Here is a 20,974-nt window from a genome sequence, read left to right as displayed (position 1 = left end):
AAGGTTGCTCATGTATTTCGAATTGCGCCACCTGCGCACGATCCGCGCCATCCATGAATGTGGGGGGCTGGCGCGTGCTGCCGATCTGCTGAACATGACCCAGTCGGCGCTGAGCCATCAGGTGAAGGGGCTGGAAGATCAGGCCGGGGTGGAGCTGTTCGTGCGGCGCTCCAAACCGCTGAAACTGTCGGCAGCCGGGCAGCGCATGTTGCGGGTGGCAGATCGCGTCCTGCCCGAGATCGAGGCGCTGGAGGCCGAGTTTCGGGCGCTGCAAACCGGCAAGACCGGTCGGCTGCATATCACGCTGGAATGTCATGCCTGTTATGACTGGCTGTTCCCGGTGCTGGAGAAATTCCGCCACGCCTGGCCGGATGTGGATGTGGATATCCGTGCCGGTCTGGCTTTCGATGCCTTTCCGGCGCTGGACCGCGAAGAGGTCGATCTGGTGATCACCTCCAACCCGTCGAACCTGCCGGGCATCACCTTCAATGCGTTGTTCGACTATCACCCGACCCTTGTCGCTGCGGCGCAGAACCCGATTGCCCGCAAGACGCAGGTGGTGGCCGAGGATTTCGCCGATCAGACCCTCATCACCTATCCGGTCGGGCGCGACCGGCTTGACGTCTTTACCGAAATGCTGACCCCCGCCCGGGTAGAGCCACGCGCCCATCGTCAGGCGGAACTGACGGCGGTGATCCTGATGCTGGTCGGATCGAACCGCGGCGTATCGGTGCTGCCCGATTGGGTGATGCGCGATGTGCGCGACAATCCCGACTATGTGCTGCGCCCGCTGGCGGGCAATGTGACCAAACGCATGTATGCCGCCACCCGCGACGAAGACGCGCTGCACCCCTTCATGGCGCATTTCCTGCGTCTGGTCCGCACCGAGGCGGTGAAGTTGCAGCGGCACTGACACGGCCGCCTGAACGTGTTACCCGGGGAACAGATGCACAGATCAGCGACGGGTATCTTCTGCCCATCAGCCAACAGGAGACACCCCGATGGGCCGCACGATCCGCTTCAGCTCTGCAAATGACACATTCACCCAAGGCAATTCCTTCCAGAACACGGAATTGACCCTGTTCATGGGCGCAGGCGACGACCGGGTCTTTCTGGACCGCGACGACGATTTCGGTGGCCGCAACTCTGTCTTTGCGGGCCTCGGCAATGACATCATCCACAGCCTGAAAGAAGATGGCAGCGTGATCCGGCTCGGTTCCGGCAACGATACCTATATTGGCGAGGGCTTTGGCAGCTTTGCCACCGAACGCGCAGATACCGTGCTGGGCGGGGCTGGCAATGACCGGATCATCGTGACCACCTTCAAAAGCGTGTACGACGGTGGCAGCGGGAATGACCGCTTCTTCTCTTTCGGGCAGCAGAACACCTTCATCGGGGGCAAAGGGACCGACACGATCAGCTATCAACCCCGCAATGACGATCCCGGGCGCGGCGGCGTCACGGTCGATCTGCTGGCCGGGCAAACCCTGACAGGCGCCAATCGGATCGAAACAGTCCGAGGAATTGAAAACGTGATCGGCACCAATTCCGATGACGTGATCGGCGGCACCAATGGGGCCAACGTGCTGGAAGCGGCCGGTGGCTTTGATCAGATGGCCGGGCGCGGCGGGGCTGACAGATTCGTGTTCCGCAGCGTGCAGGATGCCGTGGTGGATGCGGAATTCACGGACCTGATCCTTGATTTCTCCAGCCGCGAGGGGGACCGGATTGATCTGCGCCCGATCGACGCGGCCAGCGGGATCGCCGGAAATCAGGCCTTCAGCTTCATCGGCGGACAAGAGTTTGGGGGCCGCCAGGGCCAATTGCGCGCCGAACGCCTGCAGGATGGGATGCTGCTGGAACTGGACGTGAATGGCGACGGTCAGGCCGACATGCATATCGGCCTTGTCGGTGTTACGGCCATCACTGCGGCTGACTTCCTGCTCTGACCGGCGCCCCCGAAAAGGCCCCCCTGCCCCGAAGGATCAGGGGGAACGCCCGCGACAGGGATCAGTACTTTGAAGGCACATACAGTTCGGGGGGCAGGGTGGCGCGTTCGTAATCGGGGTTGAACACGCGGTCCGGCAGCACGATTTCCTCATGCGGCACCGGGCCATAGGGCATCAGGCTCAGGAAATGGTCGATGCAGTTCAGCCGCGCCCGCTTCTTGTCATTGCCTTCCACGATGTACCACGGCGCTTCGTGGATGTTCGTGCGTTCGAACATATCTTCCTTGGCCTTGGTGTATTGTTCCCACCGGACCCGGCTTTGCAGGTCCATCGGTGACAGTTTCCACTGTTTCATCGGATCGTGGATGCGCATGAGAAAGCGGAACTGCTGTTCTTCATCGGTGATGGAGAACCAGTATTTCACCACCTTGATCCCCGAACGCACCAGCATCCGTTCGAATTCCGGCACGTCGCGAAAGAATTCCTCGACCTGATCCTCGGTCGCGAAACCCATCACCCGTTCCACCCCGGCACGGTTGTACCAGCTTCGGTCGAACAGCACGATTTCCCCGGCAGCCGGCAGATGCGGCACATAGCGCTGGAAATACCACTGGCCGCGTTCCCGCTCGGTCGGGGCGGGCAGCGCGACGGTGCGCACCACACGAGGGTTGAGCCGCTGGGCAATGCGCTTGATGACGCCACCCTTCCCGGCACTGTCGCGGCCTTCAAAGATCACCACGACCTTCTGGCGGTTATGCACCACCCAATCCTGCAGCTTGATAAGCTCGGATTGCAGGCGGATCAGCGCATGCATATAGGTCGCGCGATCCAGGGCATCCGGGTGGCGGTCCTTGTAGATGCGCGCAATCTCGGCCGAGAGCGCGACATCTTCCAGTTCCAGTTCGTATTCCTCATCCAGGGCATCGGCCAGTTCAGCCGCCAGCCAGTCGCGACCCGGCATTTCCTGGGATTCGGGGGTCAGATCATCATTCATCGCGGCCTCCTGCGTTCGGCCCCGACAGACCACAAAGCGATGAAGTTTTTGCGACAGGCAGCTTTCGGCACGGGTCTGCGCCCCACCCCTTCACAATCCCCGCCAATCGCGGTAGAAGCCGCGCCTTGAACAGCCGGAATGTTGGAACGAAGGACGCAGCGGATGCAGGGCAGCGCCAATCTGAACGTGATGATGAAGGCCGCCCGCAAGGCAGGCCGCAGCCTGGTAAAGGATTTCCGCGAAGTCGAAAACCTTCAGGTTTCGGCCAAGGGGCCGGGGGACTTCGTCTCGAAGGCCGACCGCGAGGCGGAACGCATCATCCGCGAAGAGCTGATGGGCGCGCGCCCGACCTATGGCTTTGTCGGCGAGGAAGGCGGCGAGACAGCGGGCGCCGACCCGACCCGCCGCTGGATCGTCGATCCGCTGGATGGCACGACCAACTTCCTGCACGGTCTGCCGCATTGGGCCATTTCCATCGCGCTGGAACACAAGGGCGAAATCGTCTCGGGCGTGATCTTCGATGCCGCGAAGGACGAATTGTACTGGGCCGAAAAGGGCGCAGGCGCCTGGATGAACGACAAGCGCCTGCGCGTGTCGGGCCGCCGCCACATGCACGAGGCGATCTTTGCCACCGGCGTGCCCTTTGCCGGACGCGGGCCGCTGCCCGCCACCCTGCAGGATCTGGCTCGGCTGATGCCGGTCTGCGCGGGCGTGCGCCGTTGGGGGGCCGCCTCGCTTGATCTGGCCTATGTGGCGGCGGGTCGCTACGATGGCTATTGGGAACGCGCCCTGAACATCTGGGACATCGCGGCCGGTGTGCTTCTGGTGAAAGAGGCGGGCGGCATGATCTCGGCCATCCGCGAGGGCGACGATCCGCTGGAAAAGGGCGCGGTGATCTGTGCCAATGACCCGCTGTTCGAGCCGTTCCGCAAGATCATCCGCGGCGAATAACGCCCGCAGCTTCGCCCGCGCGCCGTTGCCGCGCCGGGAAACTGCACGGCCCGCATCCCATGGCAATGCGGGCCGAGGGGGCTCGATGCCCCCAAGGCCCGCCCCCCTTTTTCGGAAAACCCAGGTCTGAAACCGTCTGCCTTGCCGATCAGCGGCGGCGGCGCACCACCGGCACGCGCGACGCATCGAAACGATATTGCGCCGGGGCATGGGCCGGATGGCCTTCCGTCCGGGCCCAGAAGCCGGTTCCACCGCGCCGCGCCCAGGCCCGCAAGGCCAGCAGCAGGCCGGTCACAAACCCGCCCGCATGCGCCCAATAGGCCACACCGCCCGCATCGGTGGGCGTGGCCAGCCCGCCACCGATCTGCAGCGCAAACCACAGGCCCAGCACGATCCAGGCCGGAATGGCGAAGATGCGAAAGAAGATCAGAAAGATCACCAGCACATCGACCCGCGCCTTGGGGAACAGCAGGATATAGCCGCCCATCACCCCGGCAATCGCGCCGGACGCGCCAACCATGGGAATGGGGGATCCCGGGTCCATCGCCACCTGCAAGGCCGCCGCGCCCAGACCGCTGACCAGATAGAACAGCGCAAAGCCCAGATGTCCCAGCGTATCTTCCAGATTGTCGCCGAAGATCCACAGGAACAGCATGTTACCCGCCAGATGCATCCAGCCGCCATGCAGGAACATCGAGGTCACCAGCCCCCCCACAGCCCCGCCCTGGGTCAGGTCGGCGGGCACCAGCCCCCAGGTCAGGAAGAACTGGCCCAGAGCCTGTTCATCCCCGGACAGTGGCAGCCAGTAGGCCAGAAAGATCACCACATTGGCCGCAATCAGCGCCCAGGTGACATATGCGGTGCGCCCCGAAGGGTTATGGTCACGGATCGGAAACATGGCTCAGGCTTTCCGATCCGCCCCGATGCGTCAAGGGCGATTTCCGCCTTGCGGCTCAGCCCTCGCCCACGCCAAGCGACGCCCGCACCTGTTCCACACCCTGCAGAATGTCATCCCGCACCGCTTGCGCCAGCGCGGCGCCATCGCCCGCCCGCATGGCCTCCAGCGCCTCGGCATGGCGGTCAGGCAGCCCGCTTTCGATATAGCGCCCCAGCACGACCCGCAGCGATGGCCCGAACCGCAGCCAGAGCCCATGGGTGATGTCTTCCAGCACCGTCGCCCCCGCCGCCTGATAAAGCGCAAAGTGGAAGGCATGGTTCAGCCGCAGATAGGCCTGCACATCGCCCGCACGGATGGCCGGTTCGATGCCGGCGTCGATCTCGGTCATCCGCGTGATCAAGGCGGGCGTCACACGGGGGGCGGCCAGTTCGGCCAGTTTGGGTTCGATCGCCAGCCGCGCATGAACCAGTTGTTCGAACAGATGCGGCGTCATGCGCGGCACCGTCACCCGGCGGTTATCCTGCAGCGACAGCGCGCCTTCGGCCGTCAGGCGACGGATCGCCTCGCGCACCGGGGTCATCCCGGCATCCAGATCGCGGATCAGCCCCTGAATGGTGACCGGCTGACCGGGGGCCAGCACCCCGAACATGACCATATCCCGCAGGCGGCCATAGGTCACTTCATGGGTCGGGATCTTGCGTTGCGGTTCGTCGTCCATCGGCCTGCCACGGGTTACTGTCTGGTGACCATATGCAGCGCTGCGCAATTTGATCAAGTGACCGGATGCACAGTTTCCCCCCCGTTGCCCGATCACCGTGCGGCCATTTTGCGCAGCGCAGGGCCTTACGCAGGTGCGGCAAGGGGATGCGACGCCCGGATCACCCTTTCGCAATAGGCCGCCAGTTCCTTGCGGTTGGCAAAGGCATCCACGGGAACCGGGGGATGAAAGATCACCTCGATCCGGCCCTGCCTGGGCGTGGCCAGCACCCGCAGCAGATGGGACGCAAAGCTCATGTCCGCCCACCAGCCATAAAACCGTGGATCGGCCCCCGGCGGCGCGTGATATACGGCCGTCACCGGCTGCACATGCAAGACCCGGTCCAGCCCATGGCTGAAAAAGGCCTGAAACAGTGGCGTCTTGAAGGGCAGAACCCGGATCGCATCCGTCGATGTGCCTTCCGGAAAGAACAGCAGCCGATGTCCCGCCCGCAGCCGTTCCTCCATCATCGCCTGATGCGCCTTTGCCTCGGTCGCCTTGCGTTCGATGAACATGGTGCCGGTGGCGCGGGCCAGAATGCCGATCATCGGCCAGCCCGCCACATCATCCTTTGACACGAAATAGATGCGATCCGCCGCATTGAGCGCGAATATGTCGAGCCAACCGACATGATTGGCGACAATCGCCCCGCGCTGCGCCATCGGTTGCCCGGTCACCTGATAGCCAAAGCCCATGATCCGCACCGCCATCCGGCAGACGAACTGGGTGATATGGGGGGTCCAGGGCCGGTTCATCCCATGCAGCGGACGTTCCACAAGACGCAGCAGCAGAAAGACCGCAAGGCAGCCATAGGTTACTACCGCCAGGGCGATCCCACGCAGCCCGGCCAGACACCAGCCCAGCGGACGGATGGGCGGCAGCTCCATCCGGCTTTGCGTCCAGTCGGTCATGCCTGCCCCTCATGCCTGCGGATGTAGAATTCGCGGTGCTTGGCCGACATGTGGGCCGTATCCATCACCAGCAACACATCGGTGGTATTGAAGGCATGATCGACAAAGGCCCCGTCACCGACAAAGCCGCCCAGACGCAGATAGGCCTTGATCAGCGCCGGCGTCGCCTGCATCGCGGCACGGCGATCCACCGCCCCGACGGGCAGAACATCCATCGCAGCCCGGTCGGGCGGCAGCGCGATGGCCCGCAGCGACGGCGGTGCCAGATGATTGTGGTGCAAATAGCTGAGCGGTTCCGCCAGACCCACCACATCGGTGCCCGGAAATGAGGCCGTGCCGAACATGATCTCGATCCCGCGTTCCAGCACATAATCGGCCAAAGCGTTCCACATCAGCATCATGGCCGCCCCGCCCCGATGATCGGGATGCACGCAAGACCGCCCCAGTTCCAGCAAGCGCCGCCCGGTGGCGCGGATCGCCGTCAGGTCATATTCCTGTTCCGAATAGAAGCGCTGCCCCGGCGCCAGACGATCACCCGGCAAAAGCCGGTACACGCCCACCACATCCTCCAGCCGGGCCGGATCGCGCCGCCGGTCGATCAGCAGCAAATGATCGCAAATGTCATCAAATTCATCGCGTTCCAGTTCCGCCTGATGATCCACCAGCGGCCCGTCACTGCCCATTTCGCCCACAAATACCCGGTAACGCAGCCGTTGCGCTGCCGCCAGATCGCGGGCATCCTGCGCAAGCCGCAAGTCGAACATTCCGTCACCGGTCATGGCCAGCCCCGCAAACCGGCATCGGCAGTTGAATTCCTGTTTGGCACGGCTTTATGCTTCACGCGTCAAAGACCCGCATCAGCGAGATCCGAGTTCCATCAATGACCACCTTGCCGCGATGTTCGAAATTCACAGTGATCCGGTTGCCGATATTGGATTGCACCTGCCCCATGCCCCAGTCAGGCTCGGTCGGGTGGCGGACAAGCATGCCCGGTTCTAGCAAAGCATTCAGTCCAAGATGCATCCAATTCCCTTTCTTCCAGCCAGCCCGGAGCGACCATGATTGACCGCAACGACCTGAGCGCCCTGCTCGGCTCCCGAATCTGCCATGACCTTATCAGCCCCATCGGGGCCATCGGCAATGGGGTCGAACTGTTGATGATGGATGGTGCGGCGCAAAGCCCTGAAGTCATGCTCATTGCCGAAAGCGTGGCCAATGCCAATGCGCGCATCCGGTTTTTCCGCATCGGATTTGGCGCAGCCAGTGTCGATCAGCGCATCGGCCGCCCGGAAGTTGCCAGCATCCTTTCTGATCTGACGCGCGGCGGGCGGCTGGTGATCGACTGGCAGGGCCCGCAGGAGCTGCCCCGATCCGAGGTGAAACTCGCCTTCCTGCTGATCATGTGTCTTGAAACCGCCATGGCATTTGGCGGGCGCATCAGCGTGGAGCGCGGCGAAAGCCGCTGGGTGCTGACCGGCACCGCCCCCAAGATGCGCATCGAACCTGACCTGTGGGAAGTGCTGTCGAACCCCGCCGCGCGCCATCAGGTGACAGCGGCGCAGGTTCAGTTCGCGCTGGCCCCCGAAGAGCTGACGGCACTTGGCCGCAGCCTGCAGGTGGAAATCCGCGAAGGCGAGATCCGGCTCAGCTTCTGATGCGTCAGGCCCGGCAGGTGCCGTCGCCGGTGACCAGATACTTGAAACTGGTCAACTGCTCGGCCCCGACCGGCCCGCGCGCATGCATCTTGCCGGTGGCGATGCCGATTTCGCCGCCCATCCCGAATTCGCCGCCATCGGCAAACTGGGTCGAGGCATTGCGCATCAGGATCGCACTGTCCAGCCGCTGAAAGAACCGCGCGGCGGTGGCGTCATCTTCGGTCAGGATACTTTCGGTATGGTTCGATCCATAGCGCCGGATATGGGCAATCGCGTCATCCACCCCATCCACCAGCTTTGCCGCGATGATCATGTCCAGAAACTCGCGCCCGAAATCATCGGGGGACGCGGGCACCGTGCCGGGCACGGATTGCAATTCGCCCTCGGCCCGAACCTCGACCCCTGCAGCCAGCAAATCCGCGATCAGCACGGCGCCGTGACGGGCGTAGAACGCCCGGTCGATCAGCAGACATTCCGCCGATCCGCAAATCCCGGTGCGGCGGGTCTTGGCGTTCAGCACAACACGCCGGGCCTTTTCCAGATCGGCAGCCCCATCGGCATAGACATGGCAGATGCCTTCCAGATGGGCAAAGACCGGCACCCGCGCCTCGCGCTGCACAAGGCCCACCAGCCCCTTGCCCCCGCGCGGCACGATCACATCGATATGCTCCACCGCCTGCAGCATGGCCGACACCGCCGCCCGATCGCGCGTGGGCACCAGTTGCACGGCGTCTTCGGGCAGGCCAGCGGCTCGCAGCCCTTCTACCATGCAGGCATGAATCGCCGCAGAGGAATGGAAGCTTTCGCTGCCGCCCCGCAGGATCACCGCATTGCCGGCCTTCAGACAGAGCGCCCCGGCATCCGCCGTCACATTGGGGCGGCTTTCATAGATCACCCCCACCACCCCCAGGGGCGTGGCGACCCGCTGGATATGCAGCCCCGTGGGCCGGTCCCATTCCGCCAGTACACGGCCCACAGGATCGGGCTGCGCCGCAACCGCGCGCAGGGCGGCAACAATGCCGCCGATCCGCGCCTCGTCCAGCATCAACCGGTCCATCATCGCCGGGCTCAACCCCTTGTCGCGCCCGAACTCCAGATCGCGCGCATTGGCCGCGATGATCCCGGCCCGCTGTGCCCAGACCGCATCCGCCGCCGCCTCCAGCGCCGCACGCTTGGCCTCGGATGGTGCGAAGGCCAGCTCTGCCGCCGCCGCCCGAGCCGCAGCCCCGATCTTGTGCATCAGCTCGCCCACATCTTCCATCGCGCCCTCTTTCATCTGTTCACAAATATCCCGCGGGGGTCAGCCATCGGGTGCCATCGGTTCAAGACCGAGGGCTGACGGGGCGCGAAGCCCCCGCCGGACCCGTCATACCACCATGTCATCCCGGTGGATCAGCGCCGCCCGGCCAACATAGCCCAGGATCGACGCAATATCCCCCGACCTGTGCCCGGCAATCGCCCGCGCCTCGTCCGAGGTATAGCGGATCAATCCCTTGCCAAGCGCCGCGCCGTCGGGGCCATCGATCCCCACCGGCTCGCCCCGGCCAAAGCTGCCCTCGACGGCCACCACCCCCGCAGGCAACAGGCTCTTGCCCTGCCTTAGCGCGGCCACGGCCCCCGCATCGACCCGGATCCTGCCCTTTTCCTTCATCGCATTGATCCAGCGCTTGCGCGCCAGTTGCGGATCGGCCTGCGCCACGAACCAGGTGCGATGCGCGCCTTCCGCCAGCGCCTTCAGCGGGCGCAGGGTGCTGCCTTCCATGATCGCCATGGCGCAACCGCCCGCGACGGCGGTCTTGGCCGCCATCAGCTTGGTCTTCATCCCGCCTTTTGACAGGCCAGAAATCGGATCGCCCGCCATCGCCTCGATCTCGGGTGTGATGGCTTCGACGATATCGAACCGTTCGGCAGTCGGGTCTTCCTTCGGATTGGCACTGTAGAACCCGTCCACATCCGACAGCAGGATCAATTGATCCGCCCCGACGGTCACCGCGATCTGTGCAGCCAGCCGGTCATTGTCGCCAAAGCGGATCTCATCCGTGGCAACGGTGTCATTCTCATTGACGATCGGCACCACCCCCAGCCCCAGCAGCGTTTCCATCGTGGCGCGGCTGTTCAGATAGCGGCGGCGATCCTCGGTATCTTCCAGCGTCACCAGAACCTGCGCCGTGGTGATGCCATGCGGCGCCAGCACTTCCTCATAGGCGCGGGCCAGACGGATCTGCCCCACGGCCGCCGCTGCCTGACTTTGCTCCAGCGTCAGCGGGCCGCTGGGCAGGCCCAGCACGATCCGGCCCAAGGCGATGGAGCCGGACGAGACCAGCACGACATCGGCCCCGCGCACCTTGGCCTCGGCCACATCCATGGCCAGCGCCGACAGCCAGCCCTGTTTCAGGCCCCTGGCCCGATCCACCAGCAAGGCCGAACCGATCTTGATGACCAGACGTTTCGCCGCCCGCACATCTGGGGCGGCCAGTCGCATCAGGGCTGCCAAGGCGCCACCTCCACCGGATTGCGGGCCTTGCGGTCGGCGATGATCTCGGCATGGATGGCGCGCAGCACATCCTTCAGGCTTTCGCCCGTCGCACCCGAGATGCAGAATACCGGCCCGCCGCTGGCCTTTTCCAGCGCCCGCTTGCGGGTGCCCAGCGTCTTCTTGTCCAGCGCATCGATCTTGTTCAGCGCAAGGATGCGCGGCTTGTCGGCCAATTCCTCGGCATAGGCCTCAAGTTCGGCGACGATGGTGCGGTAATCCTTGGTGATCGTGCTCGATGTGCCATCCACCAGATGCAGCAGCACCGAACAGCGTTCGACATGGGCCAGAAACTGATCCCCCAGCCCCCGGCCTTCGGACGCCCCTTCGATCAGACCCGGAATATCGGCCATGACAAATTCATGCCCGTCAATGCCCACGACCCCCAGATTGGGCACCAGCGTGGTGAAGGGGTAATCGGCGATCTTGGGCCGGGCATTGGACACGGCCGCCAGAAAGGTGGATTTACCCGCATTGGGCAGGCCCAGAAGCCCCGCATCGGCGATCAGCTTCAGGCGCAGCCAGATCGTGCGCTCTACCCCTTCCTGCCCCGGATTGGCCCGGTTCGGGCTGCGGTTGGTCGAGGATTTGAACGCAAGGTTGCCCCAGCCCCCATTGCCGCCCTTGGCCAGCAGTACACGCTGGCCCGGTTCGGTCAGGTCGGCCAGCACGGTTTCCTCATCCTCGTCGATGATCTCGGTGCCCAGTGGCACTTTCAGGATGATGTCATCCCCCGATTTGCCGGTGCGCTGGTTGCCCATGCCGGGCTGGCCGGATTTGGCGAAGAAATGCTGCTGATAGCGATAGTCGATCAGGGTGTTCAGCCCCTCGACCGCCTCGGCCCAGACCGAACCGCCATTGCCACCATCGCCGCCATCCGGGCCGCCGAATTCGATGAACTTCTCGCGCCGGAAGGACACGCAGCCCGCCCCGCCGCCGCCCGAGCGGATATAGACCTTGGCCAGATCGAGGAATTTCATCGGATGCCCCTTCGGGATAGCGGATTGGCAGACAGATTTGACGAATGGCGATAGCCCCGGAATGGCCCGGGCGCAAGCGGATCAGGGCTGCGGTCGGTCATCCAGCCGCAATTGCAGGAACACAAGGTCCAGCCAACGGCCGAATTTCTGCCCGACTTGCGGCATCCGGGCGGTTTTCACAAAGCCCAGCTTTTCATGCAGCCGCAGCGACGCGGCATTTTCCGACGTGATCGCCGCCACGATGACATGCTTGCCGCAGGTCCGTGCCCGCGGGATAAGCGCCGCCAGCAGCGCCTGCGCCACCCCCTGCCCCCGCGCCGCAGGGGCGACATAGACCGAGTTTTCCACTGTGCCGCGAAAGCCGTCAAACGGACGCCAGTCGCCAAAGGCGGCATAGCCCAGCACAATGCCATCCTGTTCGGCCACCAGCACGGGATAGCCCATGGCCTGACGCGCCTGCATCCAGGCCAACCGGTTGGCCGCATCCACCTCGCCCTCCATCAGGATGGCGGTCGTGTTGCGCACGGCATCATTATAGATCGCGGCAATGGGGGCCGCATCGGCGGGAATGGCGTCGCGGATCATCATGCCGTCTCTCCTTCGTCCCCATGCTGGCGCAGGAACGCGCTGCGGTCCAGATCATAGCGGATATTGGGATGCAGCCCGTCGCGCGCACCGCTGGCGGCATGGCCCTGACCGATCGGCCGAAAACCCAGCTTGCGCAGCACCGCGCCCGAAGCCGGGTTATCGGCAAAATGATCGGCAGTCACGCTTTCCGGTGCAAAGCGGGGCAGGACAGCGCCCAACAAGCCCTGCATCGCCTCAGTCGCATAGCCATGGCCCCAATGATCGGGATCAAGGAAATAGCCCACCGAAACCGGTGTTCCGCCGATACCGACAGACCCGATCAGCCTGCCCGCGCGCCAGATGCCCAGCCGAAAGCCCAGGCATCCCTGCCATGCGCCCCGCGCGATCCAGTCGCGCACCGCCTGTTCCGGCCAGGGGGACAGAAGCGAGGCCATGTTGCGCGCGACATCCGGCTGGCCCCCGATCCGGGCCAGTTCGGCCCCGTCGCGATCTGCATCCAGCGGGGCCAGCCGCAACCGCGCCGTGTCGATCACCAACGGATGCGCCGCCGCCCAATCGGCGCGGGTCAGGCGCAGCACCACATGCGGCAAATCAACCCCCAGCGACAGGGATCGCCGCAAATCGCGCCCGGTTTCCACAAAACCCAGCTTGGCCAACACCCGGGCAGAGGGGGCATTGCCTTCGAAATATCCGGCCTGAACCGGCCCTGCCGCCGGATCGGCAAAATGCGCGGCCTGCACGGCCTGCGCCGCCCGGGATGCAATGCCGCGCCCCTGCGCCGCCGGCGTCAGCCAATAGCCCAACTCGGCCTCCAGCCCGATGGCGCCGATGCAGACCCCTGCCTCGACGATGCTCCAGCGGCCACCTGCCTGATCCGCCCGGCCCAGCCATGCGGTGAAATCCGCCAGTCCATAGGGATGCGGCACCCGGCTCAGCCAGCGGCTGACCCGGGGTTGCGACAGGGCAGCCACCACGGCAGCCCCATCCTCTGCAATGGGCGGGCGCAGCAGCAGCGGCCCCGCCTTCAGCCGGGCCGGCAGCGCCATGATCGCCCCCTCAGCCCAGTTTGCGGATATAGGTCCAGGTTGGCACGCGCGCATTGCGGGCCACGCTGAACGTCTCGGCATCGCCCAGATATTCAAAACCCGCATTGGTCAGGACGCGCGCCGACCCCGGATTGTCCTGAAACACCTCGGCAAAGATCGTGCGGTTCTTCTGCGGATTTGCGGTGACCAGCGCCCGCACCGCCTCGGAGGCGAAACCGGTATTCCAGAAGGCCGGGGCGACCCAATAGCCGATTTCGCTCTGATCGCGGTTGTAACGCTCTTCATCCATGCGCTTGAGGCTGATGACCCCCAGCACCTCGGCCAGCCCCTGCGCGCTGCCATCCAGCACCCAGACGGATTCGTCACCCTTGGGATTCATCGCACGCGTCACGAAATTCTCGGCCGCGCCCGGCGGCAGCGGATGCGGGATCGATCGGGTCGCTTCGGCCACGCGGCGGTCGCCCGCATACATGGCAAACAGGCCCGCATCCGATTTGCGCACGGGGCGCAGGGTGAAACGGCCGGCGGTGATGACACCGTCCACCATCTGGCCGAACCCCGCCAGCCCGGCGAAATCCTGATCCTTCGGAATCACATCCAGCTTCATCGCTTCCCTCCATCGAAGCGCATGACGGGCCGCAATTGCAGCCCTCTTGCACGAAGTCTCTGTTCACCCCTCCCCGCAACGTGGTTCGCTGCGGCACCTGACGCAAGAGCGGCACCACCCGCCTCGCGCGAATTTCATCCCCATGCTGCCGCAGGATGGCGGCGAAAATGAGGAAAGGGGCCGGCCTTTCGGCCGACCCCCTTGTTACAATCACCTTGTAACGGTTCGGCTTACTCGGCCGCCTCCGCAACCGGGAGGACCGAAATGAAAGTGCGGCCCTTGAGGCCCTTCTTGAAGGTGACGCGGCCTTCGGCGGTGGCGAAGATCGTGTGATCGGTGCCCATGCCGACGCCTTCACCCGGGAACCACTTGGTCCCGCGCTGGCGCACGATGATATTGCCCGGGATGGCGGCCTGGCCACCAAAGAGCTTCACACCAAGACGACGACCAGCCGAGTCGCGGCCGTTGCGGGACGAACCGCCTGCTTTTTTCTGTGCCATGGGGTGTTACTCCTTATTTCGCAGCGGGGGCTTCGTGGGCCACGCGGCGGGCATCAGCCGTGCCGGTTGCCGCCATGACGCCCGAGGCTTCCGCGCCCGAGGCCAGCACTTCGGTCACGCGCAGCAGCGTCAGGTGCTGGCGGTGGCCCTTGGTGCGCTGCGAGCTGTGCTTGCGGCGGCGCTTGACGTAGTGGATGACCTTTTCGCCCTTGATCTGGGCAATCACTTCGGCCTGAACGGCAGCGCCGGCCACGGTCGGGGCGCCAACGGTCACGGTGTCGCCACCCACCATCAGGATTTCGTTGAACTGGACTTTGTCGCCAGCATTTGCGGCCAGTTTTTCAACGCGCAGAACGTCACCCGCCTGCACCTTGTACTGTTTGCCGCCGGTTTTGAGGACCGCGAACATGGGTCTTTCCTTCCAGGTTTCCGCGTCCTTCGGCCCCATTCCGGTTGCCCGGTCCGGCGTTCTGGGGTTGCCCCGCCTTCGAACAGCGCGCCCCGTTGCCGGGACGATTGCAAATGAAAAACCCCGGGAGACTCGGTCGAGCTTCCGGGATGCGCGCTTATCCGGGATTGCGGCCCATCTGTCAAGCATCCGCAGGCAGGCCCGCGTGACCCGGGTCAGGTGCCGCAAAAGGTGCGGAAGCCCGACATGAAGGCCTGCGGGGCCGGCAGGGCAAAGGCCTCTTGCCCCGGGCGGTTGGTGAAGGGGTCGGCCAGCACGGCCAGCAGCTTCTGGAAGGGGGCGATGTCACCCTCTTCGGCGGCGGTCAACGCCTCTTCGACCCGCTGGTTGCGGGGAATGTAGATCGGGTTCGTGGCCCGGATCGCCTGTGCGGCCATGGCGGCATTGCCCCCCAGCCGAACCCGCCAACGCCCCAGCCAATCGGCCAGCAGCGCCCCGCGTTCAAAGACCAGCCCCGGCCCGCCCCCTTCGGCGGCATCCGCCAGCGCGCGGAAGCCTTGCGTCCAGTCGGTGCCTTCCAGCGCCTGCAGGAACCCTTCGGCCAGGGCGCGATCTCCGGCATCCTGCCCCGTCAGGCCCAGCTTGGCGCGCATCACCTCCAGCCAGGCGTCGTGGAACAGCGGCTCCACCGCCTCCAGCCGTTCATTGGCCAGATCCACCGCCCGGTCGGCATCGTCATCAAACAAGGGCAGCAGGGTTTCGGCCAGACGCGCCAGGTTCCAGCCCAGGATCAGCGGCTGATTGGCATAGGCATAGCGGCCGCCCCGGTCGATGGACGAAAACACCGTGCCGGGGGCATAGGCCTCCATGAAGGCGCAGGGGCCGTAATCGATGGTTTCGCCCGAAATCGTCATGTTGTCGGTGTTCATCACCCCATGGATGAAGCCCAGCCCCATCCATTGCGCCACCAGCCGCACCTGCGCGCCACGCACCGCCTCGAACAGCGCGAGATAAGGATTGTCGGCCTGCGCGGCAGCGGGATGATGGCGGGCAATGGCGTGATCGGCCAGTTTGCGCAGAAGGTCGGTCTGTCGCCGCGCGGCAAAGAACTGAAACGTGCCGATGCGGATATGGCTGGCCGCAACCCGGGTCAGCACGGCCCCCGGCAAGGCGCGTTCGCGCGCCACCTGCGCCCCCGTCGCCACGGCGGCCAAAGCGCGACTGGTCGGCACGCCCAGCGCGGCCATGGCCTCGCCCATCAGATATTCCCGCAGGACGGGCCCCACTGCGGCGAACCCGTCGCCGCCCCGCGAAAACGGGGTCGGGCCCGACCCTTTCAGCGCAATGTCACGACGCTGCCCCTGCGGATCGATCTGTTCGCCCAGAAGCAGTGCCCGCCCGTCGCCCAGTTGCGGGGAAAAGCCGCCGAACTGATGCCCGGCATAGGCCTGTGCCAGCGGCTCGGCCCCCGGGGGCAGGCGATTGCCCGAAAATACCTCGGCGGCGTCAGGCTCCAGCAGGTCAGGGTCAAGCCCAAGATCGGTGGCCAAAGCCCGGTTGAAGGCCAGAAGGCGCGGCGCAGGCACTCGGCGTGGGGCCTGATCCAGCCATGCGCCCGGCAGGTCGCGCCGATAGCTGTTGTCAAAGCGGAAGCCCGCCCTTGCCAGATCGCCCATCTTTCGCCCTTTCCTGCCCACGCCCCTTTCATATGCGGCGCAGCGGCGATCAGGGCAAGGCTTGCCCGCCCAGAAGCCAGCGCGTCTCGACCGTCATTTCCACCTGCCGCCCTTCATAGCCGCGCGCCTCGGCCGACAGGGTGACCCGGCCCGACCGGTCGGTCATGGCACTGCCCAGTCGCAGAAAGGGGCGGTGCAACGTGGCGCGGTTGTTCACATCCAGCAGGTCGGATCGCACTTCGGTCCAGACCAGCCCGGTCTGTTGGCCCAGCCCGAGGCTCAGCCGGGTGGAAAACGGCCCGGCCTGGCCACGGTGTACCAGCGCGATTTCCGGCGTCACGGTCAGGCTGCGCTGGTGGATCGTGGTCGGGTCGGTCAGAATTCCCATGCCCTGCGGCAAGACGTGGCGGCTGTCGCCTGCGGCCAGCATCACCCCGGTTTCCACGGCAAAAGCCGCGCCCAAGGGCAGATCGCGGCGCAACCGCAGCCCCAGCAACCGGTCACGATCCTGCCGATGCGGGGTGGTGCTGTCTGGCCCCAGCACATCGGGATCGATCACAAGCCGGGGCCGTGCCCGGGCTGCCCCTGGCCTTTCGGCAGTACCGTCCAGAAACTGCCGCGCCGTTGCCTGAAGGGCAGGCTCTGCCAGACCCTGCCGATCCTGCCCAAGCACCAGATCGGCCTGGCAATCGGTGCAGCCCGCACAACCGGCCAGCACGGCACACAGAATGGCGGCGGCCCAGACCGGCCACGAGGCGATAGATCGGCTGATGATTGTCACGCGCATTTTACCCCCTTGCCTCAACGGCAGGATGCGGGCAAGCCTCGGATATCGGCACAGCAGGTGTCGGCAGTTCCAAGGATGCTGTGATGGTACGGTTGAACATCAATTCTGAATTCATTGAAACAATCGGCGAATTTCTGCGTGACAGCGAGGATGACCCGGCATGGGAAACCCGCGAAACCTATGCTGGCGCGCTCGACAGTTTCGGCTCAGTGCTGGACAGGGTTGAACCGCGTGTGACCCGGCTGAGCGCGACCGGGCTGGAACTGACCTTCAAGGCCAGCCAGACCTGGAAACTGGCGCTGACCGGGTCGGGCTTTGATCCGGTGTCTTCGATCGACGATCTGGTCGATGCCATCGATTCCGGTATCGCCAGCGGATCGTTTGACGCGCTGACGCTGCGCCGGGGCAGCACCAAGATCGCCGAGATCCTTTTTGACGCATCGGGTTACACGGTGCAAAGCGGCGGCGACAGCCTGCGCGTGACCGGCAGCCTGCCCGAGAACTTCGATCAACTGTTCGAACTGGTCGGATTGCTGGGCGAAGACGGACTCGGCGGGCTGGAGGACATGACGCGCAGCGAACGCAACGCGCTCTTTTCCGCACTTGGTGACTTCGGCATTACCGGCATCAGCCTGTCGAACGGGATCAACACCTTGATGGAGATCGCCGTCACCGAAACCGGGCTCCGTCTGGGTGTCGGCCCCTTTGCCCTGCGGCTTGAAGGACGTTTCCCCACCGATTTCGGCCAGATGGCCGCAGTGGCCTATGCGCTTGCCCCGATGCTTGAGGGTGACACTGCCTTTGACCTGGATGCCATTGCCGGGCTGGATCTTGACCGGATGGTGATGACGGGCCCGGGCGGGGCAGAGTTGTTCCGGGTGGAAGGCCCGTTGACCGATGCTGCCTCGACCGAAATCGAGAGCATCCGGCTGGATGGCAAGCTGATTTCGCAGGATCGCATCATCGTCGGCGAAAGCTGGGCAGAGGGCACAGGGGCAGATGAACTGATCCTTGGCGCACCCTCATTCGGTGACGATGAGGAACCCGGCGATTTTCTGGCCGGCGGCGGCGGGAATGATCGCATCCATGGCTATTCCGGCAATGATCACCTTCTGGGGGATGCGGGCCATGACCGGCTTGTGGGCGGCGCGGATGCCGACCGGCTGGAAGGCGGCAGCGGCAATGACACGCTGGATGGTGGCAGCGGTCGCGACACCGTTGTCTTTGATCCGTCAAATGCAGTGACCGTATCGCTCGCCACACGCAAGGCACAGCAGACGGGCCATGGCCGCGATACGCTGATCAGCATCGAAAATGCCGAAGGCAGCGCGCAGAACGACCGGATCACCGGCAGCAAGGTTGCAAACTGGCTGATCGGCGGATCGGGGCATGACCGTCTGTCGGGCCTTGGCGGGGCCGATACGCTTACGGGTGGCGAAGGCCGCGATACGTTGCAGGGCGGCGCGGGTTCCGATCTGATCGATGGCGGCGATGGCAGCGACCGGATGTCGGGTGGCAGCGGGGCCGATACCTTCCTGTTCGAAACAGGGTCAGGGCACGACACGATCACGGATTTCACGCAGGGCGAAGATGTGATCCGCATCGACCGGGCAGGCATTTCCGACTTTGACGATCTGGAGATCTTGGCCGATGGCAGCGGCGCGCGGATCGTGTTGGGGGCAGATTCGATCCTTCTGTCGGTCAGTGCCACTGCGCTAGAGGCGTCGGACTTCTTCTTTGGTTGATGCTTTGCGTGGGTCCGGGTGGCATGGCTGCCCGGACCTACGGCTCCAACCGCCGCTGTGCGCGTTTCAGCGCGAGCAGGGCCAAGGCTGTTACCAGCGCGGCTGACAGCAGCAGTGGCCCCATCTGCGTCGGACCGGTCGCTTCGGCCCAGACCAGCGATCCCCCCCAGATCACCAGCGCCAGAGGTGCGGGCCAGATCAGCTGCAGCACAAGATGCAGCGCCACATTGGCATCGCTTTGGCCTTCCATCCGCGCCGCATCGAACAGGTCTTCGGGCAAGGGGCGCAGAGCCATGCGCAACACCAGCACCGACAGGGCGGTCAGGGACAGGCCATGCACCAGCGCCAGTGCCGCCGGATGACCGGCAAGGCCGATCCCGAACACGGGCGGCAGCATCAGATGCAGCGGCCCGACCAAAGCCCCCAGCACAAGCGGCCCGGTCGGCACCCCTGCCCCGAAGCGCCGCCATCCGGTCCAGGAGCCCAGCCCCATCACCCCCACAACGGCCATGCCCACCACGGCCAGCGCCATGGCCGGGGCCAGCCCCTGGCCACCGGCCCAATGCAGCACATAGGCCCAAAGCCCGATTGCCGCCGCCAGCACCAACTCGCCTGCCGTGATCTGTCGCATCCCCGCCCTCACCCTTGCCGCACCTTCCTGCGACGGACGGACAAGGTCAACCACCTGGTGTCACATGCGGGTTGTTCGGTGCCTCGTCCGGCAGGGGCGGTGAACGCGACCGGATTGTGCGGCACAGATGCCACCCGGCAAACCCCAAGGGGATCGCCCGTCGTGATTGCGGCGCATTGCCCCCGCCTGCCCTTTCCCTTCCCCCCGCATCCCGCCTATGATCGCCATGGGTCGAGACGCAGGGGGGAGTGCGGATGGCTGGGTTGGGGCTGGATCGGATCGGCAAGCGCTTTGGCGCGGTGCAGGCCCTGCAGGATATCAGCTTTGCCGTTCCGGCGGGCACAGTGCTGGTGCTGACCGGTCCACCAGGATCGGGGCGCGGCGCCCTTCTGCGCCTGATTGCCGGGCTGGACCGCCCAAGTACGGGCGTGATCCGGCTGGAGGGGCAGGACATCACCACCCTGCCCCCGGATCGGCGCGGGCTGGCCAAGATATTCTGGACCGGGGCCTTTGCGCCCCATCGCAGCCTGCAGGCGCTGTTCGGCTTTGCCCTGCGCCCGCTGAACCTGCCCGGCGCCGAGGCAGAGCGGCGCAGTGTGGCCATCGCCGGGAAATTGGGGCTGGCCGATCAATTGGCACGCGATCCCGCCACGCTTTCACGCCCGCAACGGCTGCGCGCGGCCCTTGGCAGGGCGCTGTTGCGCGATCCGTCCGGGCTGCTGGTGCCCGATCTGCCGCCCGAATTGCCCGAGGCCGAAGCCGCCGATCTGGCGGCGCTGACCCTGCATCTTGCCAAGTCAGAGGGGCGCACGCTGATTGCCACGGCCGATCCGGGCAGCGCCATGGCCATGGCCGCCGATCTGATGGCGGTGCTGCAGGCAGGCAGGCTGCACCAGATCGCCCCGCCCGAAACACTGTTCCGCGATCCTGAAACACTGATCGTGGCCCGTTATCTCACGCGCCCGGGGTTGAACCTTTGCCCGGCCCGGGTGGCGGCCTTCGGGCTGATCGAGGTGCCGGCGCTGGCGCGTGATCTGGCCAGTTCGGCAGCCCTGCCCGGCCTGGGCGGACAGGTGCTGGCGGCGCTGCATCCCGAAGACCTTGTGCCGATTGCCGGTGAAAGCCATCTGGTGGTGCAACAGGGCGTGCAGGGATGGCTGCGCCACCTGCATCTGCAGGCGCCCGATGGCAGCCGGATCCTGCTGGCGCTGCCACTGGACCAGCCCGCCCCCGGCCCGGGCCAGCGCTGTGCGCTGCAGGTGGTGCCGGGGCGGTTGATGATCTTTGCCGCCGATGGCAGCGGGCGGCGCCTGCACTGACGCCACGTTCCGCTTTACAGACTGCGCCCCCCGGCCTT

Annotated in this window: 23 protein-coding genes; 6 read left to right on the top strand and 17 right to left on the bottom strand. The window is 65.3% G+C overall.

Going from position 1 to position 20,974, the window contains the following annotated elements; all coding sequences use genetic code 11:
- Positions 1 to 10 precede the first annotated feature (10 nt).
- Positions 11 to 913 (top strand): LysR family transcriptional regulator, encoded by a 903-nt coding sequence (locus V6590_RS04565; protein WP_335420211.1) that lies wholly within the window; start codon positions 11 to 13, stop codon positions 911 to 913.
- Between the two features lie 88 nt (positions 914 to 1,001).
- Positions 1,002 to 1,949 (top strand): calcium-binding protein, encoded by a 948-nt coding sequence (locus V6590_RS04560; protein WP_335420209.1) that lies wholly within the window; start codon positions 1,002 to 1,004, stop codon positions 1,947 to 1,949.
- Positions 1,950 to 2,010: 61 nt separating this feature from the next.
- On the opposite strand, the gene ppk2 is transcribed toward V6590_RS04560, so the two are convergent.
- On the bottom strand, positions 2,011 to 2,943 hold the full coding sequence (gene ppk2 / locus V6590_RS04555) for a polyphosphate kinase 2 (protein WP_335420206.1): 933 nt from the start codon (positions 2,941 to 2,943) through the stop codon (positions 2,011 to 2,013).
- Positions 2,944 to 3,105: 162 nt separating this feature from the next.
- Between ppk2 and V6590_RS04550 the strand changes: the two genes are divergently transcribed.
- A complete protein-coding gene (locus tag V6590_RS04550) occupies positions 3,106 to 3,894 on the top strand; it encodes an inositol monophosphatase family protein (RefSeq protein WP_335420862.1) in 789 nt (262 codons plus the stop codon).
- Positions 3,895 to 4,042: 148 nt separating this feature from the next.
- Here the strand turns inward: V6590_RS04550 and V6590_RS04545 are convergent, their stop codons facing one another.
- From V6590_RS04545 to V6590_RS04525, 5 genes are all read right to left on the bottom strand, one after another.
- Entirely contained in the window at positions 4,043 to 4,792 is a 750-nt protein-coding gene (locus V6590_RS04545; protein WP_335420203.1) for a rhomboid family intramembrane serine protease, read from the bottom strand.
- Between the two features lie 55 nt (positions 4,793 to 4,847).
- Positions 4,848 to 5,510, bottom strand: a complete 663-nt coding sequence (locus V6590_RS04540) for a GntR family transcriptional regulator (RefSeq protein ID WP_335420201.1) — start codon at positions 5,508 to 5,510, stop codon at positions 4,848 to 4,850.
- Positions 5,511 to 5,635: 125 nt separating this feature from the next.
- Entirely contained in the window at positions 5,636 to 6,460 is an 825-nt protein-coding gene (olsA, locus tag V6590_RS04535; protein WP_335420198.1) for a lyso-ornithine lipid O-acyltransferase, read from the bottom strand.
- On the bottom strand, positions 6,457 to 7,239 hold the full coding sequence (olsB, locus tag V6590_RS04530; RefSeq protein ID WP_335420195.1) for an L-ornithine N(alpha)-acyltransferase: 783 nt from the start codon (positions 7,237 to 7,239) through the stop codon (positions 6,457 to 6,459). Before olsB ends, olsA begins: the two co-directional genes overlap by 4 nt.
- A 58-nt stretch (positions 7,240 to 7,297) precedes the next feature.
- Positions 7,298 to 7,447, bottom strand: a complete 150-nt coding sequence (locus tag V6590_RS04525) for a DUF3553 domain-containing protein (RefSeq protein WP_434063227.1) — start codon at positions 7,445 to 7,447, stop codon at positions 7,298 to 7,300.
- Positions 7,448 to 7,518: 71 nt separating this feature from the next.
- Between V6590_RS04525 and V6590_RS04520 the strand changes: the two genes are divergently transcribed.
- Positions 7,519 to 8,115, top strand: coding sequence for a histidine phosphotransferase family protein (locus tag V6590_RS04520; RefSeq protein WP_335420189.1), 597 nt, complete (start codon positions 7,519 to 7,521; stop codon positions 8,113 to 8,115).
- Positions 8,116 to 8,119: 4 nt separating this feature from the next.
- On the opposite strand, the gene V6590_RS04515 is transcribed toward V6590_RS04520, so the two are convergent.
- The 10 genes from V6590_RS04515 to V6590_RS04470 all read right to left on the bottom strand — a co-directional run bounded on the left by V6590_RS04515 (position 8,120) and on the right by V6590_RS04470 (position 17,241).
- Positions 8,120 to 9,376: a glutamate-5-semialdehyde dehydrogenase gene (locus V6590_RS04515; RefSeq protein ID WP_335420186.1), complete on the bottom strand. Its 1,257-nt coding sequence runs from the start codon at positions 9,374 to 9,376 to the stop codon at positions 8,120 to 8,122.
- Between the two features lie 105 nt (positions 9,377 to 9,481).
- Positions 9,482 to 10,597, bottom strand: coding sequence for a glutamate 5-kinase (proB, locus tag V6590_RS04510; protein ID WP_434063231.1), 1,116 nt, complete (start codon positions 10,595 to 10,597; stop codon positions 9,482 to 9,484).
- The gene (gene obgE / locus V6590_RS04505) at positions 10,597 to 11,628 is read right to left on the bottom strand and encodes a GTPase ObgE (protein WP_335420183.1); all 1,032 of its coding nucleotides are present in this window, start codon (positions 11,626 to 11,628) and stop codon (positions 10,597 to 10,599) included. The genes proB and obgE overlap by 1 nt, the downstream gene beginning before the upstream one ends.
- Positions 11,629 to 11,709: 81 nt before the next feature.
- Positions 11,710 to 12,216 carry a GNAT family N-acetyltransferase gene (locus V6590_RS04500; protein WP_335420179.1) on the bottom strand — a complete coding sequence of 169 codons (507 nt, stop codon included), beginning with the start codon at positions 12,214 to 12,216 and terminating at the stop codon, positions 11,710 to 11,712.
- Positions 12,213 to 13,262 carry a GNAT family N-acetyltransferase gene (locus V6590_RS04495; protein WP_335420177.1) on the bottom strand — a complete coding sequence of 350 codons (1,050 nt, stop codon included), beginning with the start codon at positions 13,260 to 13,262 and terminating at the stop codon, positions 12,213 to 12,215. Before V6590_RS04495 ends, V6590_RS04500 begins: the two co-directional genes overlap by 4 nt.
- A 10-nt stretch (positions 13,263 to 13,272) precedes the next feature.
- Positions 13,273 to 13,809, bottom strand: coding sequence for a GNAT family N-acetyltransferase (locus tag V6590_RS04490; RefSeq protein ID WP_335420858.1), 537 nt, complete (start codon positions 13,807 to 13,809; stop codon positions 13,273 to 13,275).
- A gap of 290 nt (positions 13,810 to 14,099) precedes the next feature.
- Positions 14,100 to 14,369, bottom strand: coding sequence for a 50S ribosomal protein L27 (rpmA, locus tag V6590_RS04485; RefSeq protein ID WP_335420174.1), 270 nt, complete (start codon positions 14,367 to 14,369; stop codon positions 14,100 to 14,102).
- A 13-nt stretch (positions 14,370 to 14,382) separates the two neighbouring features.
- A complete protein-coding gene (gene rplU, locus V6590_RS04480; RefSeq protein WP_335420172.1) occupies positions 14,383 to 14,778 on the bottom strand; it encodes a 50S ribosomal protein L21 in 396 nt (131 codons plus the stop codon).
- Positions 14,779 to 14,993: 215 nt separating this feature from the next.
- On the bottom strand, positions 14,994 to 16,454 hold the full coding sequence (locus tag V6590_RS04475; protein WP_335420169.1) for a protein adenylyltransferase SelO: 1,461 nt from the start codon (positions 16,452 to 16,454) through the stop codon (positions 14,994 to 14,996).
- A 49-nt stretch (positions 16,455 to 16,503) separates the two neighbouring features.
- Positions 16,504 to 17,241, bottom strand: a complete 738-nt coding sequence (locus V6590_RS04470; protein WP_335420166.1) for a hypothetical protein — start codon at positions 17,239 to 17,241, stop codon at positions 16,504 to 16,506.
- Between the two features lie 83 nt (positions 17,242 to 17,324).
- On the opposite strand from V6590_RS04470, the gene V6590_RS04465 reads away from it, so the two are divergent.
- On the top strand, positions 17,325 to 18,986 hold the full coding sequence (locus V6590_RS04465) for a calcium-binding protein (RefSeq protein ID WP_335420163.1): 1,662 nt from the start codon (positions 17,325 to 17,327) through the stop codon (positions 18,984 to 18,986).
- A gap of 37 nt (positions 18,987 to 19,023) precedes the next feature.
- Here V6590_RS04465 and V6590_RS04460 read toward each other — a convergent pair whose 3' ends face one another.
- Positions 19,024 to 19,617: an ABC transporter permease family protein gene (locus V6590_RS04460; RefSeq protein ID WP_335420161.1), complete on the bottom strand. Its 594-nt coding sequence runs from the start codon at positions 19,615 to 19,617 to the stop codon at positions 19,024 to 19,026.
- Positions 19,618 to 19,871: 254 nt separating this feature from the next.
- Between V6590_RS04460 and V6590_RS04455 the strand changes: the two genes are divergently transcribed.
- Entirely contained in the window at positions 19,872 to 20,936 is a 1,065-nt protein-coding gene (locus V6590_RS04455; protein ID WP_335420158.1) for an ATP-binding cassette domain-containing protein, read from the top strand.
- Positions 20,937 to 20,974: the final 38 nt, after the last annotated feature.

The sequence above is a fragment of the Gemmobacter denitrificans genome, assembly GCF_036964905.1.
Taxonomy (GTDB): domain Bacteria; phylum Pseudomonadota; class Alphaproteobacteria; order Rhodobacterales; family Rhodobacteraceae; genus Gemmobacter; species Gemmobacter denitrificans.
Note: the sequence above shows the minus strand (reverse complement) of the source record. Positions and strands in the feature narration are given on the sequence as shown.